At 71.2% G+C, this 15,057-nt stretch carries 14 protein-coding genes; 7 read left to right on the top strand and 7 right to left on the bottom strand.

The annotated features are described in order from the left end of the window. Nucleotides 1–26: 26 nt before the first annotated feature. From sepX to galU, 6 genes are all read right to left on the bottom strand, one after another. Nucleotides 27–1,295, bottom strand: a complete 1,269-nt coding sequence (gene sepX, locus ACWD11_RS15760; protein ID WP_451283477.1) for a divisome protein SepX/GlpR — start codon at nucleotides 1,293–1,295, stop codon at nucleotides 27–29. A 173-nt stretch (nucleotides 1,296–1,468) separates the two neighbouring features. Then, nucleotides 1,469–2,089, bottom strand: coding sequence for a GNAT family N-acetyltransferase (locus ACWD11_RS15755; RefSeq protein ID WP_451283475.1), 621 nt, complete (start codon nucleotides 2,087–2,089; stop codon nucleotides 1,469–1,471). Between the two features lie 20 nt (nucleotides 2,090–2,109). Beyond that, nucleotides 2,110–2,625, bottom strand: a complete 516-nt coding sequence (locus tag ACWD11_RS15750) for a MogA/MoaB family molybdenum cofactor biosynthesis protein (protein ID WP_389418273.1) — start codon at nucleotides 2,623–2,625, stop codon at nucleotides 2,110–2,112. Then, nucleotides 2,622–3,101, bottom strand: a complete 480-nt coding sequence (gene moaC, locus ACWD11_RS15745; protein ID WP_389418272.1) for a cyclic pyranopterin monophosphate synthase MoaC — start codon at nucleotides 3,099–3,101, stop codon at nucleotides 2,622–2,624. Before moaC ends, ACWD11_RS15750 begins: the two co-directional genes overlap by 4 nt. A gap of 117 nt (nucleotides 3,102–3,218) precedes the next feature. Beyond that, complete coding sequence (gene glp / locus ACWD11_RS15740) at nucleotides 3,219–4,541, bottom strand: molybdotransferase-like divisome protein Glp (protein ID WP_451283473.1); 1,323 nt, start codon at nucleotides 4,539–4,541, stop codon at nucleotides 3,219–3,221. A gap of 5 nt (nucleotides 4,542–4,546) precedes the next feature. After that, the gene (gene galU, locus ACWD11_RS15735) at nucleotides 4,547–5,449 is read right to left on the bottom strand and encodes a UTP--glucose-1-phosphate uridylyltransferase GalU (protein WP_389418270.1); all 903 of its coding nucleotides are present in this window, start codon (nucleotides 5,447–5,449) and stop codon (nucleotides 4,547–4,549) included. A gap of 93 nt (nucleotides 5,450–5,542) precedes the next feature. Here galU and ACWD11_RS15730 point away from each other — a divergent pair, with 93 nt between their 5' ends. Continuing rightward, nucleotides 5,543–6,163 carry a 5-formyltetrahydrofolate cyclo-ligase gene (locus ACWD11_RS15730; RefSeq protein ID WP_389418269.1) on the top strand — a complete coding sequence of 207 codons (621 nt, stop codon included), beginning with the start codon at nucleotides 5,543–5,545 and terminating at the stop codon, nucleotides 6,161–6,163. A gap of 30 nt (nucleotides 6,164–6,193) precedes the next feature. On the opposite strand, the gene ACWD11_RS15725 is transcribed toward ACWD11_RS15730, so the two are convergent. Beyond that, a complete protein-coding gene (locus tag ACWD11_RS15725; protein ID WP_389418268.1) occupies nucleotides 6,194–8,965 on the bottom strand; it encodes a penicillin acylase family protein in 2,772 nt (923 codons plus the stop codon). Between the two features lie 268 nt (nucleotides 8,966–9,233). On the opposite strand from ACWD11_RS15725, the gene ACWD11_RS15720 reads away from it, so the two are divergent. The 6 genes from ACWD11_RS15720 (at nucleotide 9,234) to mscL (ending at nucleotide 15,027) form a co-directional block, all read left to right on the top strand. Beyond that, complete coding sequence (locus ACWD11_RS15720; protein WP_451283538.1) at nucleotides 9,234–10,742, top strand: potassium/proton antiporter; 1,509 nt, start codon at nucleotides 9,234–9,236, stop codon at nucleotides 10,740–10,742. A gap of 293 nt (nucleotides 10,743–11,035) precedes the next feature. After that, nucleotides 11,036–12,328 (top strand): MFS transporter, encoded by a 1,293-nt coding sequence (locus ACWD11_RS15715; RefSeq protein ID WP_389418267.1) that lies wholly within the window; start codon nucleotides 11,036–11,038, stop codon nucleotides 12,326–12,328. A 67-nt stretch (nucleotides 12,329–12,395) separates the two neighbouring features. Then, entirely contained in the window at nucleotides 12,396–12,716 is a 321-nt protein-coding gene (locus ACWD11_RS15710; protein ID WP_451283470.1) for an FmdB family zinc ribbon protein, read from the top strand. A 101-nt stretch (nucleotides 12,717–12,817) separates the two neighbouring features. Beyond that, on the top strand, nucleotides 12,818–13,651 hold the full coding sequence (locus ACWD11_RS15705; protein ID WP_389418265.1) for an S-methyl-5'-thioadenosine phosphorylase: 834 nt from the start codon (nucleotides 12,818–12,820) through the stop codon (nucleotides 13,649–13,651). Nucleotides 13,652–13,863: 212 nt separating this feature from the next. After that, nucleotides 13,864–14,412 carry a hypothetical protein gene (locus ACWD11_RS15700; protein WP_451283468.1) on the top strand — a complete coding sequence of 183 codons (549 nt, stop codon included), beginning with the start codon at nucleotides 13,864–13,866 and terminating at the stop codon, nucleotides 14,410–14,412. Nucleotides 14,413–14,550: 138 nt separating this feature from the next. Further along, on the top strand, nucleotides 14,551–15,027 hold the full coding sequence (mscL, locus tag ACWD11_RS15695; protein ID WP_389418263.1) for a large conductance mechanosensitive channel protein MscL: 477 nt from the start codon (nucleotides 14,551–14,553) through the stop codon (nucleotides 15,025–15,027). Nucleotides 15,028–15,057 lie beyond the last annotated feature (30 nt).

Genomic DNA, 15,057 nt, shown 5'->3' with positions numbered 1-15,057 from the left:
CCCGCCTGGAAATCCGTTCCCGGCGCCTACTCGTTGGCCGCGCGCGGCCGCCCGCCGTCGTCGTACTGGTCGAACAGGGGGGTGCGTCCCCGCTCACGGGCCCGCCGCGCGGACGCGGCCCGGCGGGCGTCACTGCGCCCGCCGCCGTCCGCCGGCTCCTCGTCGGCCGCCGCCTCCGGCTGCCCGGCCGCGTCCGCGCGGGACTCCGTCTCGTGCTCCGGCGCGACCGCGCTGGAACGCGCCGAGCTCCACGCGTCCGGCGCCCCGAGATCCACATCGGCGGTGGCCCGCGGCGCGACCGGCGCGGTCACATACGTCGGCAGCGGCACCGGCACCGGGTCCCAGCTGTCGCCCTGCCCCGGCCGCCGCTGACGCTCGCGCTGCTGGTCGACCCACTCGGCGTGATCGGTCTGCTCGACCAGCGCCCGCCGGTCCGCGGCCAGCGCCGACAGCCCCGGGTCGGTCCCCGCGGCGGGTCCCTCGCCGGGCTCCTCCGGGTGCGCGCCGGGGTCGGCGGGGGTGCGCCGGCGCGGCTGGCGCGCGCGCTCCTTCAGCCGCTGCGCGGCGACCTCGGCACGACGGCGGTCCATCTGGTAGGCGAAGCGGCGGCGCTCCTGGCTGCGCAGATACGCGATGTATCCGCTGAGCAGCACGGCCGGCACGCCGGGCGCCCACAGGAAGGCGAGCCCTCCGACGGCGGCGACGATCGTGCCGCAGGTGAAGGCGAGGAAGAGCATCACGGTGGTACGCCGTCGGCGGGCGAGCACCTTGGTGCGCCGGGCGCGCGCCGCGGCTGCCTCGGCGGCGGCCGTGGGCGGTGTGCGCCGTGCGGCGGGGACCGCCTTCTGAGGCTGCTGGGGCTGCTGGGCCGGGGCGGGTTCGGGCGCCGGGGCGGCGGGCTGCGCGCGCGCCGGTTCGGGCCGTTCCCTCTCCTCCGCCCGCTCCTGGGCCCGCTGCTCCGCGCGCTCCTGCGCCCGCTCCTCCGCGCGCGTGGGCACCACCGCCTGCGCCTGGGGGCGCGTCGGAGGCATGGCGAAGGCCCGGACGTCCACCGATGCGGTGACACCGTCCGGGTCGACGGCGCTGGGCTCCCCCTCGTCGGCGGAGCGCGCACGCAGGTCCTTGGCGTACCGGCGCTCCATCCCGGCCCGTCCGGACAGCAACCGGATGGCTGTGCTGAAGCGTTCCGTCGGACGGGCCTCGTTCAGCTCGTCCTGCCTACGGAGCCACATCGGCACCAAGTAGGCGGCCCAGGCCCCGACAATGACTGCGTAGATGAGGCCGCTGCTGCTCACGCCTCACACGGTAGAGGGGTTTGTGTGAGGCCATCTGCCAATTGAGCCGGTGTGTCGCACGATCTGGCTGATATTTCGAAATTTTTTTGTGACCGATGCGATCAGCAGATCGCACAGGACGGGTAATTCAGGGTGCCGAGACGGTCACACTGCGATCAATTTCGAACACTTATTCAATTACCGGGGTTGTGCGGGATTCCCCTGCGTGTGCGGTGTGTCCGGCGCCAGCGGCTCAGCAGCCCGTCCGGCACCTCTTCCGCCGTGAGGGCGAACACGAGATGGTCGCGCCAGGCGCCGTCGATGTGGAGATAACGGGGCCGGAGCCCCTCCGCACGGAATCCGAGTTTCTCCACCACCCGGCGGCTCGGTCCGTTCTCCGGGCGAATGCAGACCTCGACGCGGTGCAGTCCGACGGTCCGGAAACAGTGGTCCACCACGAGCGCCACGGCCGTGGGCATCACCCCGCGGCCGGCGACGCTCTCGTCCACCCAGTAGCCGACGTGCCCCGAGCACATGGAGCCCCAGGTGATCCCGGCGACCGTCAACTGCCCCACCAGACGGCCCTGGTACTCGATGACGAAGGGCAGCATGCGGCCCGCGTTCGCCTCGGAGCGCAAGTGCCGGACCATCTGGCGGTAGGTCGGCCGGTGCGTGATCGGCCCGCTGGGGGCGGGCGGCGGAATGGTCGCCTCCCAGGGGCGCAGCCAGTCCCGGTTGCGCCGGTTGACCTCGCGCCAGGCCCGCTGGTCGCGCAGCTTTATCGGCCGGAGGACGACATCGCCGTCCGCCAGCACGACGGGCCAGGAAGGGCTGTTCAGCTCGCACCCCCGCTGCCGGCGCCGGGTCTGGGGTGATCGCCGCCGCGGAGCTGGTCGACGGCGTGCACCAGCAAGGGCTCCAGGACGGCGAGTCCGTCCTTCACCCCGCCGGTGGAGCCCGGCAGGTTGACGATCAGCGTGCGACCGGCGACCCCGGCCAGTCCCCGGGAGAGCGCCGCGGTCGGCACCTTCTCGCGTCCGAACGCCCGGATCGCCTCCGCGATGCCCGGCACCTCGTGGTCGATCACCGCGCGGGTCGCCTCGGGCGTGCGGTCGGTCGGTGAGATGCCGGTGCCGCCGGTGGTGACGACGACGTCGTACCCGGCGTCCACGGCGGCACGCAGCGCGGCCTCCACGGGATCCCCGTCGGGCACGACCTGCGGGCCGTCGACGGCGAACCCGAAGCGCTTCAGCCCTTCGGCGATCAGGGGGCCGCCCTTGTCCGCGTAGACGCCCGCGGAGGCGCGGTTGGAGGCGGTCACGACGAGGGCGCGGCGGGTCCCGGCGGTCATGCCCGGCTCCAGTCGCCCGACTTGCCGCCCGTCTTCTCCTCCACCCGTACGTCGGTGATGACCGCTCCCTTGTCGACCGCCTTGACCATGTCGATCACGGTGAGCGCGGCGACGGAGACCGCGGTGAGGGCCTCCATCTCGACGCCCGTGCGGTCGGTGGTCTTCACGGTGGCCCGGATCTCCACGGCGTCGTCCGCGACCGACAGGTCCAGTGTCACACCTGACACCGACAACGGGTGGCACAGCGGGATCAGGTCCGGGGTGCGCTTGGCGCCCATGATGCCCGCGATCCGCGCGGTGGCCAGCGCGTCGCCCTTGGGCACGCCCTCGCCGCGCAGCAGCTCGACCACGCGGGGCGAGACCAGGACGCGCCCGCTCGCGCGGGCGGTGCGCGCCGTCACGTCCTTCTCCGATACGTCGACCATGCGGGCCGCGCCCGCCTCGTCGATGTGGGTCAGTCGGTCCTGCGTACTCATGCTGTGTGGCGCTCCCGGTCCGGGCCCGTGGCGGTGCGGCGCTGGGCCTGCTGTGCGCGACACGGTACCGCCAAGTCGGCGCGCGCACCGGAGCAGGACCGGCACGCGCGCGTGCGCTCAGCCGAGCAGCACGACCTCGACCTCGGCGCCGGGCTCCACGGACTCGGTGTCCTCGGGGACGACGATCAGCGCGTCGGCGTGCGCGAGGGCGGCGACCAGGTGCGATCCGGCGCCGCCGACCGGGGTCACGGCACCGTCGGCGTAGCTGCCGCGCAGGAACTGCCGGCGCCCCTTCGGCGAGGTCAGCGCCTTGTCCGCCGTCAGGGTCGCCGTCGCGCGCGGCCGGTGGACGTCCTCCAGGCCCATGAGGGTGCGGATCGCGGGACGGACGAACAGCTCGAAGGAGACGTACGACGAGACGGGGTTGCCGGGGAGGGCCAGCAGCGGGGTGTGGTCGGGGCCGATGGAGCCGAAGCCCTGGGGCTTGCCGGGCTGCATGGCGAGCTTGCGGAAGTCGATGCCGCTGCCCGCCTCGTCCTCGTCGGCGACGGACTGCAGCGCCTCCTTGACGACGTCGTACGCCCCGACGCTCACCCCGCCGGTGGTGACCATGAGGTCGGCGCGCACCAGCTGGTCCTCGATGGTGTCGCGGAGCGTCTCGGCGTCGTCGGCGACGGCGCCCACGCGGTAGGCGATGGCACCGGCGTCCCGGGCGGCCGCGGTGAGGGCGAAGCTGTTGGAGTCGTAGATCTGGCCGTCGCGCAACTGCTCGTCGGGCTGGACGAGTTCGCTGCCGGTCGACATCACCACCACGCGCGGGCGCGGGCGTACCCGGACCGTGCCGCGGCCGATCGCGGCGAGCAGCGCGATCTGCGGCGGGCCGAGGACGGTGCCGGCCTCCAGGGCGCGGTCACCGGCCTTCACGTCGCTGCCCTTGGCGCGCACATGCGCGCGTGCCGCGGCGGGCCGGTACACGTGCACGTGTCCGGAGGCGCCCTCGGGGGCGAGACTGCGCGCGCGCATCCCGGCCACCGGGCCCTCGCCGAGGCCGCCGTCGGTCCACTCGACGGGGACGACCGTCTCCGCGCCGGGCGGCAGCGGGGCGCCGGTCATGATGCGGGCGGCCTGGCCGGGGCCCACCTGAAGCAGCTCCGCCTGCCCCGCGGCGACGTCCCCGACGACCTCCAGGACCGCCGGGAACTCCTCGCTCGTGCCCGCGACATCGGCGACGCGCACCGCGTACCCGTCCATGGAGCTGTTGTCGAACGGCGGCAGGGAGACCGGCACCGTGACGTCCTCGACCAGGACACAGCCCTGGGCGTCGAGGAGTTGCAGCTCGATGGGTTCGAGGGGGCGGACGGTCGCGAGGATGTCCTCCAGGTGTTCGTCCACCGACCACAGGTGGTCCCGGCCGGTGGTGCGGGGCGCGGCGCTGCTCAAAGTGGCTACATCTCCTCGGCTACGTAACGGCGAAGCCAGGTCCGGAAGTCCGGGCCCAGGTCTTCACGTTCGCATGCGAGTCTGACAATGGCACGCAGGTAATCGCCACGGTCACCGGTGTCATAGCGGCGCCCCTTGAAGACGACGCCGTGCACCGGGCCGCCGACCTTCTCGTCCTCGGCGAGCTGCTGGAGGGCGTCGGTGAGCTGGATCTCGCCGCCGCGACCGGGCTCGGTCTTGCGCAGTATGCCGAAGATGTGCGGGTCGAGGACGTACCGGCCGATGATCGCGTAGTTCGACGGGGCGTCCGCGGCATCGGGCTTCTCCACCATGCCGGTCACCTTGACGACGTCGCCGTCCTCGGTGGGCTCGACGGCCGCACAGCCGTAGAGATGGATCTGCTCGGGAGCGACCTCCATGAGCGCGATGACGCTGCCGCCGTGCTGCTCCTGGACGTCGACCATCCGCTTGAGCAGCGGGTCGCGCGGGTCGATGAGGTCGTCGCCGAGGAGGACGGCGAAGGGCTCGTCGCCCACGTGCGGGGCCGCGCACAGCACGGCGTGGCCGAGACCCCGGGGGTCGCCCTGGCGCACGTAGTGCATGGTCGCGAGGTCGCTGGACTCCTGCACCTTGGCGAGCCGGCCGGCGTCGCCCTTCTTCTGAAGGGCGGACTCCAGCTCGTAGTTGCGGTCGAAGTGGTCCTCCAGGGCACGCTTGTTGCGGCCCGTGATCATGAGGACGTCGTCGAGGCCCGCCGAGGCGGCCTCTTCGACCACATACTGGATCGCCGGCTTGTCGACGACCGGCAGCATCTCCTTGGGAGTGGCCTTGGTGGCCGGCAGGAACCGGGTGCCGAGACCTGCTGCGGGGATGACAGCCTTGCTGATCCGAGGGTGCGACTGAGTCATGCGCGCAACCTTATCCGGTGCCTTTGTAGTGAATCTGTGGCTCCGGTTAATTAGCTCTCATATGAGCGTATTGAAAGGGTACGGGTACGACCATTGCGTCAGATCGGACGTCCGGCTGAGCCTGACAAGCGAACGTTGCGGCGAGAGTTCCTCGCGGTGAGAAACAGGTTGACGGCCGATGACCTGCGGGAGTCGGCGGTCGCGCTGGCGGGCCGCGCGCTGGAGCTGCCCGAGTTGGCGCAGGCGCGCACGGTGGCGGCGTACGTCTCCGTCGGGAGCGAGCCGGGCACGCCGGCGCTGCTGGACGCGCTGCGCGCGCGGGGCGTGCGCGTCCTGCTCCCCGCGCTCCTGCCCGACAACGACCTCGACTGGGGCGCGTACAGCGGCGACGGCTCCCTCGCGCGGGTCCGGCACGGCGGCCGGATGGCCCTGTTCGAGCCGTCCGGGGAACGTCTCGGACCCGACGCCGTTTCCACCGCGGACGTGGTGCTGCTGCCCGGGCTCGCGGTCGACGCGCGCGGCATGCGCCTGGGCCGCGGCGGCGGCTCCTACGACCGGGTGCTCGCCCGCCTGGAGCGCGCGGACGCGCACCCGGCGCTGGTGGTGCTGCTGTACGACACGGAGGTCGTCGAGCACGTCCCGGCGGAGCCGCACGACCGGCCGGTGCACGCGGTCGTGACGCCGACGCGCGTACGCCGCTTCCCGGCGCCCTGAGCGCCCTTCCGTCCGTTCACCGGCCGCCGCTCATGGCTTCAGGACCAGGGTGTCGCTCGTGCTCTTGTCGACCGCGCCGTCGGAGAAGGACCAGTCCAGCAGCTCGCCGTCGACCCACTTGTCCGTCTGGTCGGTGTAGTGGGCGCTGTAGGCGTGTCCGGAGGCGCCGGTGAGGTTGATCCACTTCGACTTGTCGAGGTCGCCGAGGTTGACCACCATCCGCATCGACGGCACCCAGACCACGTCGTAGCCGCCCGCGGCGTTCCAGCCGGTGGCGTTGACCGCCGCCTCGCCGCCGCTGAGCTTCCAGGGGCCGCGGTTGAGGACGTACTGGAGGAAGCCGGGGCCGTCGGTGCCGAGGGTCTGGTTCTTCAGGAACAGGCGGTGCAGCCGGCCCCAGCTCCAGGTGTCGATGTCCTTGCCGAGCTTGGCGGTCAGCTCCCAGCGGGCGTCGATCATGGCGCGCTCGAACAGCTCGTCACGGTTGTCGGCCTTGGGGCGGGTGCCCGACTTCGGCGTCGTCCACCAGTCGCTCTTCTCGTCGTCCATCAGGGTGCGGACGACCTCGAACCAGCGGTCGCCGCCGTCCGGCTGGGCCTGCTCGGCGTCGCGCTGGCCGCACTCGCGGACCTTCTCCGTCTCGTCCGCCGGACCGGTGGTGTTCACCGGGTCGACCCACAGGCACTGGCCCTTGACCCGTACTTCCTTGGGCAGCTTGTGGCTGAAGGCGAGCTTGAGGATGTTGCGCCAGACCGAGTTGAAGTAGGCGGCGGCGGCCGAGTCGGCGTCCTGGGTGTAGTCCCAGCCCTCCAGGAGCTTCTGGGCCTCGCGGACGTCCTTGTCGTCGATGTCGATCTTCAGCAGCTTGGGCACCAGCAGCTTGGCGATCTCGCTGCTGTTGTCCAGCTGCATCTGCCGCATGTCGTCGGTGGAGATCTTGCCGCCGTCGTCGGTCTTCGACTTGATCAGGTCGATGATGCGCTGGCTGCGCGTGCCGTATCCCCAGTCGGTGGTGAGCGTGTGGGGGTACTTGTCCTGGTCGATCACGGCCTGGTTGGCGGTGACGATGTACCCGCGCGCGGGATTGAACTCGAAGGGCAGCTCGCCCTGCGGGATGTAGCCGGTCCAGCGGTACTTGGAGTCCCAGCCGGGCTGCGGGATCGAGCCGTCGACGTTCTCCGCGCGCGTGGGGATCTTTCCGGGCAGGGTGTAGCCGATGTTGCCCTCGGTGTCGGCGTAGACCAGGTTCTGCGAGGGCACCTCGAACAGGGCGGCCGCGGCGCGGAAGTCGCTCCAGTTCGCCGCCCGGTTCATCGCGAAGACGGCGTCCATGGAGGTGCCCGCGTCCAGGGCGGTCCAGCGCAGGGAGATGCCGTAGCCGTCGCCGCGGTCGGGCGCCGAGGTGTCGACGGCGGCCTTCTTGCCGACCTTGACCAGTTCGTCGCTGCGGTCGGAGAGCAGCGGACCGTTGTTGGTCTCGCGGACGACGATCGTCTTGGCGCTGCCGCCGGCGACCTTGATGGTCTCCTCGCGGGTGGTGAACGGCTTGACCTTGCCGTCGTACTGGTAGCCCTCGCCGGTCAGCTTCTCCAGGTACAGGTCGGTGACGTCGACACCGGAGTTGGTCATGCCCCAGGAGATGTTCTGGTTGTGGCCGATGATCACACCGGGCAGGCCCGCGAAGGTGTACCCGGTGACGTCGTACTGGCACTTGCTGGAGACGCTGCGGCAGTGCAGGCCCATCTGGTACCAGACGGACGGCAACGACGCCGACAGGTGCGGGTCGTTGGCCAGCAGCGGCTTGCCGGTGATGGTGTGCTTGCCGGAGACGACCCAGGAGTTGGAGCCGATGCCGTTGCCGTTCACGCCGACGGCCGTGGGGAGGTCCTCCAGGACGCCGTAGAGGCCCGAGAGCTGGCTCTGCAGGCCCGCGGTGCCGTCCGTCGAGGTTCCGGCCGCGGACGCGTCCCCGGCGGGCGTTCCAGCCCCTGCGGTGCCGTCGGACGTGCCGCTCCCCTGCCCGTACGTCCCGGTCAGCTCGTCGTACTGGCCTTCCTGGACGATCGCCTTGTTCCGGTCGTACGGGTACTGCGGGTAGAGGTCCTTGATCTGCTGCGGGCCCAGACGACTGGTCATCAGGGCGCGGTCGATCTCGTCCTCCATGTTCCCGCGCAGGTCCCAGGCCATCGCCTTCAGCCACGAGATCGAGTCGACCGGGGTCCACTGCGCGGGCTTGTAGTCGTTGGCGAAACCGAGGGCGGCGTACTCCAGGGAGAGTTCCTTGCCCTCCTTGCCCGCCAGGTAGGCGTTGACTCCCTTGGCGTAGGCCTGGAGGTACTTCTTGGTGGCGTCCGACAGCTTGCTGTCGTACTCCTCCTTGGCGATCCGGTCCCAGCCCAGGGTGCGCAGGAACTCGTCGTTGTCGACCTGGCTCTTGCCGAACATCTCCGACAGGCGCCCGGACGTCATGTGACGGCGCACGTCCATCTCGTAGAACCGGTCCTGCGCCTGGACGTAGCCCTGCGCCATGAACAGGTCCTCGTCGGAGGAGGCGTAGATCTGCGGGATGCCGTAGCCGTCGCGCTTCACGTCGACCGGGCCCGACAGGCCGTCGAGCGAGATCGAGCCCTTGGTCTGCGGGAAGGAGGCGCGAACGGTACTGATGGACCAGTACGCCCCGTACGCGACGCCCCCGATGAGGGCCAGCACGAGCACGAGCACGATCAGACGGGCTTTGCGCCCCTTCTTCCTGCCGGACTTGCCGGGCTGCTGACCCGTAGAGGCGGTGGTGTTGGGGGGCATCGCTGTCCTTGCTGTCCTAACGCGAGCGGCAGGCGGGGCTGTGACTTCGAATGAGCGCTGGAGCAACCATAGGCGCAGGGCCCGGTGCCACTTGACGCGGAGTGGGGAACCAGGAAGGACGAGCGTTCGATCATGACCGGCGAAGCGTCAAGAAATCGTCAAGAGTTAGGTAAGGTAACGAAGTAGTTGGGTACGGAGTCCGCCACTTCGTGTCCTATGTACGGAGCTCACGCGCGTGTGCCCGTGAGCCAGGGAAAGGGAACGGCCGCTGACTGTCCACGACCTCAACGAGCTCCTGCTCGTCTGCTCGCTCGTCCTGCTCGTCGCCGTCGCAGCGGTCCGGATCTCCTCGCGCAGCGGGCTCCCCAGCCTGCTCGTGTACCTGGGCATCGGCGTCGCCATGGGCCAGGACGGCATCGGCGACATCAAGTTCGACAACGCCGGGCTGACGCAGGTCATCGGGTACGCGGCCCTGGTCGTGATCCTCGCCGAGGGCGGTCTGGGCACGAAGTGGAAGGAGATCAAGCCGGCCCTTCCCGCCGCCACCGCGCTGGCGCTGGCGGGCGTCGCGGTGAGCGTCGGCGTGACGGCGGCGGCCGCGCACTACCTGACCGGTCTCGAGTGGCGTCAGGCGCTCATCGTCGGGGCCATCGTGTCCTCCACGGACGCCGCCGCGGTCTTCTCCGTCCTGCGGAAAATCCCCCTCCCCGCGCGCGTGACGGGCACCCTGGAGGCGGAGTCCGGCTTCAACGACGCACCCGTGGTCATCCTTGTGGTCGCCTTCTCGCACGCCGGTCCCGTCGAGCACTGGTACGTGCTGGTCGGCGAGATACTGCTGGAACTGGCCATCGGCGCCGCCATCGGCATCGCGGTGGGCTGGCTGGGCGTCTGGGGCCTGCGCCATGTGGCGCTGCCCGCCTCCGGCCTCTACCCGATCGCCGTCATGGCCATCGCCGTCGTCGCGTACGCGGCGGGCGCCCTGGCCCATGGCAGCGGCTTCCTCGCGGTCTACCTCGCCTCGATGGTGATGGGCAACGCCCGGCTGCCCCACTGGCCGGCCACCCGCGGGTTCGCCGACGGGCTCGGCTGGATCGCCCAGATCGGCATGTTCGTCCTGCTGGGCCTCCTGGTCACCCCGCACGAACTGGGCGACGACATCCTGCCCGCCCTCGTCATCGGCCTGGTGCTGACGATGATCGCCCGCCCGCTCAGCATCGTGCTCTGCCTCACGCCGTTCCGGGTGCCGTGGCAGGAGCAGACGCTGATGTCCTGGGCCGGTCTGCGCGGCGCCGTCCCCGTCATCCTGGCGACCATCCCGATGGTCGGCGGCGTCGAGGACAGCCGCCGGATCTTCAACATCGTCTTCGTCCTGGTCGTCGTCTACACCCTGGTCCAGGGCCCGACCCTGCCCTGGCTCGCCCGCAAGCTGCACCTGGGCGGGGACGCGGACGCCGCCGCCGACCTCGGCATCGAGTCCGCGCCGCTGGAGCGGCTGCGGGGGCACCTGCTGTCGGTCGCGATCCCGCCGGGCTCGAAGATGCACGGCGTCGAGATCAACGAGCTGAGGCTGCCCGGCGGCGCCGCCGTCACCCTGGTGGTGCGGGAGGGGACCTCGTTCGTGCCGCTGCCCACGACGGTGCTGCGGCGCGGGGACGAACTGCTCGTGGTCGCCACCGACCCGGTGCGGGACGCCGCCGAGCGGCGCCTGCGGGCGGTGGGCCGGGGCGGCAAGCTGGCCGGGTGGCTGGGGACGAACGGGGACGCCCCCGATCGTTGACGCTCTGTCCGGTATAGGTGTATTTCAAACTTTTCACACCCACCCGTTCATTCACAGGCGCTCCGGCGCTGTGGTGCTCGTTTTCACAGGGTCACGACCCGGTGATCCCTGTACGATGAAGGCGCACCTTGATCGAACCAACTCTGCCTGACGCAGAGCTGGCGCGACCGTATGGCGGCCGTGACGCCCTCCCGCAGTGGCGCCGGTATCTACCGCAGTTCCGCGCAAGAGGACAGCTCTCGGCACCGCCCCTGACCGGGGCCGCGCTACCAGGCGGCAGAAAGGCACGGGCCGTGGAATCCACGGTCACCACCGAGCCGTCGACGACCTCGCCGGCTTCCTCCCGCCCGGGATACGGACAGCTGCTGCGCACCCGCGGCGCCTGGACGTTTCTGCTCCCCGGCTTCGCGGCACGCCAGCCGTTCGCGATGCTCACCATCTCCATCGTGCTGCTCGTGCAGCACACCACCGGCTCCTACGGCGCCGCGGGCGCCGTGGCGGCCGTCACCGGCGTCTCCATGGCGCTGTTCGCCCCGTACACCGGGCGCCTCGCCGACCGGTACGGGCAGCGTCCCGTCCTGATCCCCGGCGTGCTGGTGCACACGCTGGCGGGTCTGACCCTGACCGCGCTCGCGCTGGCGGACGCCCCCCTGTGGGCGCTGTTCGTGGCGGCCGTGCCCACCGGCGCCTCGGTTCCGCAGGTCGGGCCGATGGTCCGGGCGCGCTGGGGCGTGAAGCTCCAGGGCTCGCCCCTGATGACCACCGCGGCGGCCTTCGAGTCCGTCACCGACGAGCTGACCTTCGTGATGGGCCCGCTGCTCGCCACCGCGCTGTGCACCACCGTCGACCCGGCCGCCGGCCTGGTCACGGAGGCCGCGCTGACACTGATCGGCGGCCTGCTGTTCGCCGCGCAGAAGAGCACGCAGCCCTCCGTCACCGTCGACGGGCACGCACGCGTGCAGCGCGTTTCCGCGCTGAGCATCCCCGGGGTGCGCGTGCTGATCGTGACCTTCCTCGGCATCGGCTCCGTCTTCGGCGGCATGCAGGTGTCGCTGGCCGCGTTCACCGAGTCGATCGGCGAGCCCGGTCTGAACGGCGTCCTGTACGGCGTCTTCGCCGCCGGGAACATGATCTCCGGCCTCGCCTGCGGCGCCATCGCCTGGAAGGTGGCCCCGCAGCGCCGCCTCGTCCTCGGCTACGCCGCCCTCGCGCTCGCCGCCTCCGGCCTGTGGGCCGCGCACTCGGTGCTCGTCCTGGCGGGCCTCGGCCTCCTGGTCGGCATGTGCATCGCGCCCGCCCTGATCACCGGCTACACCCTGGTCGAGGGCCTGGTCCCGGCCGGCGCCCGCACCGAGGCCTTCACCTGGCTGACCGGCGCGGTGGCCCTCGGCCAGGCGGCCGCCGTCACGGTCGCCGGACAGCTGGAGGACCGCTTCTGGGACGGCGCCGGATTCCTGGTCCCGACGGTCGGCACGCTGCTCGCCCTGGCGACGCTCCTGGCCCTGCGTTCCCGGCTCGCGGCACGCCCCCGAAGCCGTACCGTCGCACGTGGCGTCGGTCACCGAGTGCCGGTGACGGTGGACTGATCCCGAGGAATACGTCACTATGGATCGTCGTTAGCACTCATTGAGTGAGAGTGCCAGGAGGAAGACAGTGCCGACCTACCAGTACCAGTGCACCGAGTGCGGCGAGGGCCTCGAGGCGGTGCAGAAGTTCACCGACGACGCCCTGACCGAGTGCCCCGACTGCAGTGGCCGCCTGAAGAAGGTGTTCTCCGCAGTCGGCATTGTCTTCAAGGGCTCCGGGTTCTACCGCAACGACAGCCGCGGCTCCTCGTCGAGCACCTCGCCGGCGTCGAAGTCGTCGACGTCCTCGGACGCGAAGTCGTCGGACGCGAAGTCGTCGGACGCGAAGTCGTCGAGCTCGACGTCGTCGGGTTCGGGCACCTCGACCAGCAGCAGTTCCGCCGCGTAGCACAACGCTCACGAAGACCCCGCCGTCCACCGGACGGTGGGGTCCTCCGCGTTTCCCGCGGCCCCTCTCGGCGGCGGGCGGACGGCGGTTAGTGTGACCGCATGGCGAACGCAGAGATCGGTGTAATCGGCGGCTCGGGCTTCTACTCGTTCCTGGACGACGTGACCGAGATCCAGGTGGACACCCCGTACGGGCCCCCCAGCGACTCCCTCTTCCTGGGCGAGATCGCCGGCCGGCGCGTCGCCTTCCTGCCCCGGCACGGGCGCGGCCACCATCTGCCGCCGCACCGGATCAACTACCGGGCCAACCTGTGGGCGCTGCGTTCGGTGGGGGTGCGCCAGGTGCTGGGCCCCTGCGCGGTGGGCGGTCTGCGTCCGGAGTACGGGCCGGGCACGCTCCTGGTGCCGGACCAGCTGGTCGACCGGACGAAGTCGCGGGCAGCCTCCTATTTCGACGGGCTGCCGCTGCCCGGCGGCGCCATGCCCAACGTGGTGCATGTGTCGCTGGCCGACCCGTACTGCCCGGCCGCGAGGACGGCCGCGCTGAAGGCGGCACGCGGGCGGGACTGGGAGCCGGTGGACGGCGGGACGCTGGTCGTGATCGAGGGGCCGCGCTTCTCCACCCGTGCGGAATCGTTGTGGCACCAGGCACAGGGCTGGTCGGTGGTGGGCATGACCGGTCACCCCGAGGCGACGCTCGCCCGTGAACTCGAGCTCTGCTACACGTCGATGACGCTGGTCACCGATCTCGACGCGGGCGCCGAGACCGGCGAGGGCGTCTCGCACGACGAGGTGCTGCGGGTGTTCGCGGCGAACGTGGACCGGCTGCGGGGTGTGTTGTTCGACGCGGTGGCCGCGCTGCCCGCGAACGAGGAGCGGGACTGTCTGTGCACGTCCGCGCTCGGGGGGATGGATCCCGGGTTCGAGCTGCCGTAGGGCCCGGGGCGTGGGTCCGCTGTGGAATCGCGGGGCGTGTCTGTGGGCGGAGGCCACATCCGTTCCTGGTCGGCGTGGCCAGGGCGGAACCTCCCGTTCGGGTGGGGGAGTTGTCCACAGCCTCTCGGTTGTCCACCGATCCCGGCGGGCGGCGGCGCGAAGCCACATCGTGGACTCGCAAGCCGTTCTCTCGTGGCAGGTGGTGGCTCCCCATGTCCCTCGGTCAGTCCCCTTCACCCTCTCCCTCCCCTCTGTCTCCGCGCCCGCTCGGCACCGACGCTCCTCCGACCTGCGAGGTGCCCCACTTCGCGCCGGTGCGGGTGCGCGGCGGGCGGCTCCGACTCCGCCGGCTGGTACGGCATCGACGGCGGGCCGTGGCCGCGGGGCTGGCCGTCACGGCCGCCGCGCTCGTGGCGGCGGGCCCGCGGGACACGGACCGGGCGCGTGGGCATCCGGCGGCGGATCCCGTACGGGAGCGGCGCGCCGTCGAGATGGTGACCGCGCCGGTGCGGATCGCCGACGGGGCGACGGTGCGCCTGCTGCGGCCCGGTGACCGGGTGGACGTCATCGCCGCCGAGGAGACGGCCTCGGGCGGAGGCGCGCGCGTGGTCGCACGGGGGGTGCGGGTGACGAAGGTGCCCGAGCCCCTGGACGACGAAGTCGACAGCGGCGCGCTGGTCGTGCTGACGGTGCCGCGCTCCGCCGCGGCGCGGCTCGTGGGCGCCGGCGCGACGGCACGGCTGGCGGTGACGCTGTGCTGAGTCGTGTGGTCCGCCTGGTGCGTGACTGCCTGTCACGTCGTACGATCCCGCGACCCGACTGGACAGATCGGCCCGGCCCTGACGTAGGTTGCGGAGCGGTCCGTTCCACAACGTGCGCGTGCGAGGAGAGTCCCCGAGGTGATCGAGAAGAAGGAACCGAGCGTCCTGGACGGCTTCAAGGCCTTCCTGATGCGCGGGAACGTCGTCGATCTGGCAGTAGCGGTGGTCATCGGCGCCGCCTTCACCAACATCGTCAACTCGGTGGTGAAGGGGGTCATCAACCCGCTCGTCGGAGCGATCGGCACCAAGAACCTCGACAGCTACAGCTCGTGTCTGAAGGGTCCCTGCGAGAAGGCGGCGGACGGCTCGGTCACCAGCGGCGTGATGATCCTGTGGGGCTCGGTCCTGGGGGCGGCGCTCAGCTTCGTGATCACCGCGGCGGTCGTCTACTTCCTGATGGTGCTGCCGATGTCGAAGTACCTGGCCCGTCAGGAGGCCCGCCGGAAGTCGAAGGAAGGCACCCAGGAGATCATCGAGCTGACCGAGCTGGAGGTGCTGAAGGAGATCCGCGACGAGTTGGTCGCGCAGCGCGGGTCGGGGCGCAACGAGTCGTAGCGGCGCTCTCAGGGATCCTGCGGGCGGGGG

Source organism: Streptomyces sp. NPDC002776 (genome assembly GCF_053592195.1).
This window is presented reverse-complemented; position numbering and strand designations above follow the sequence as displayed.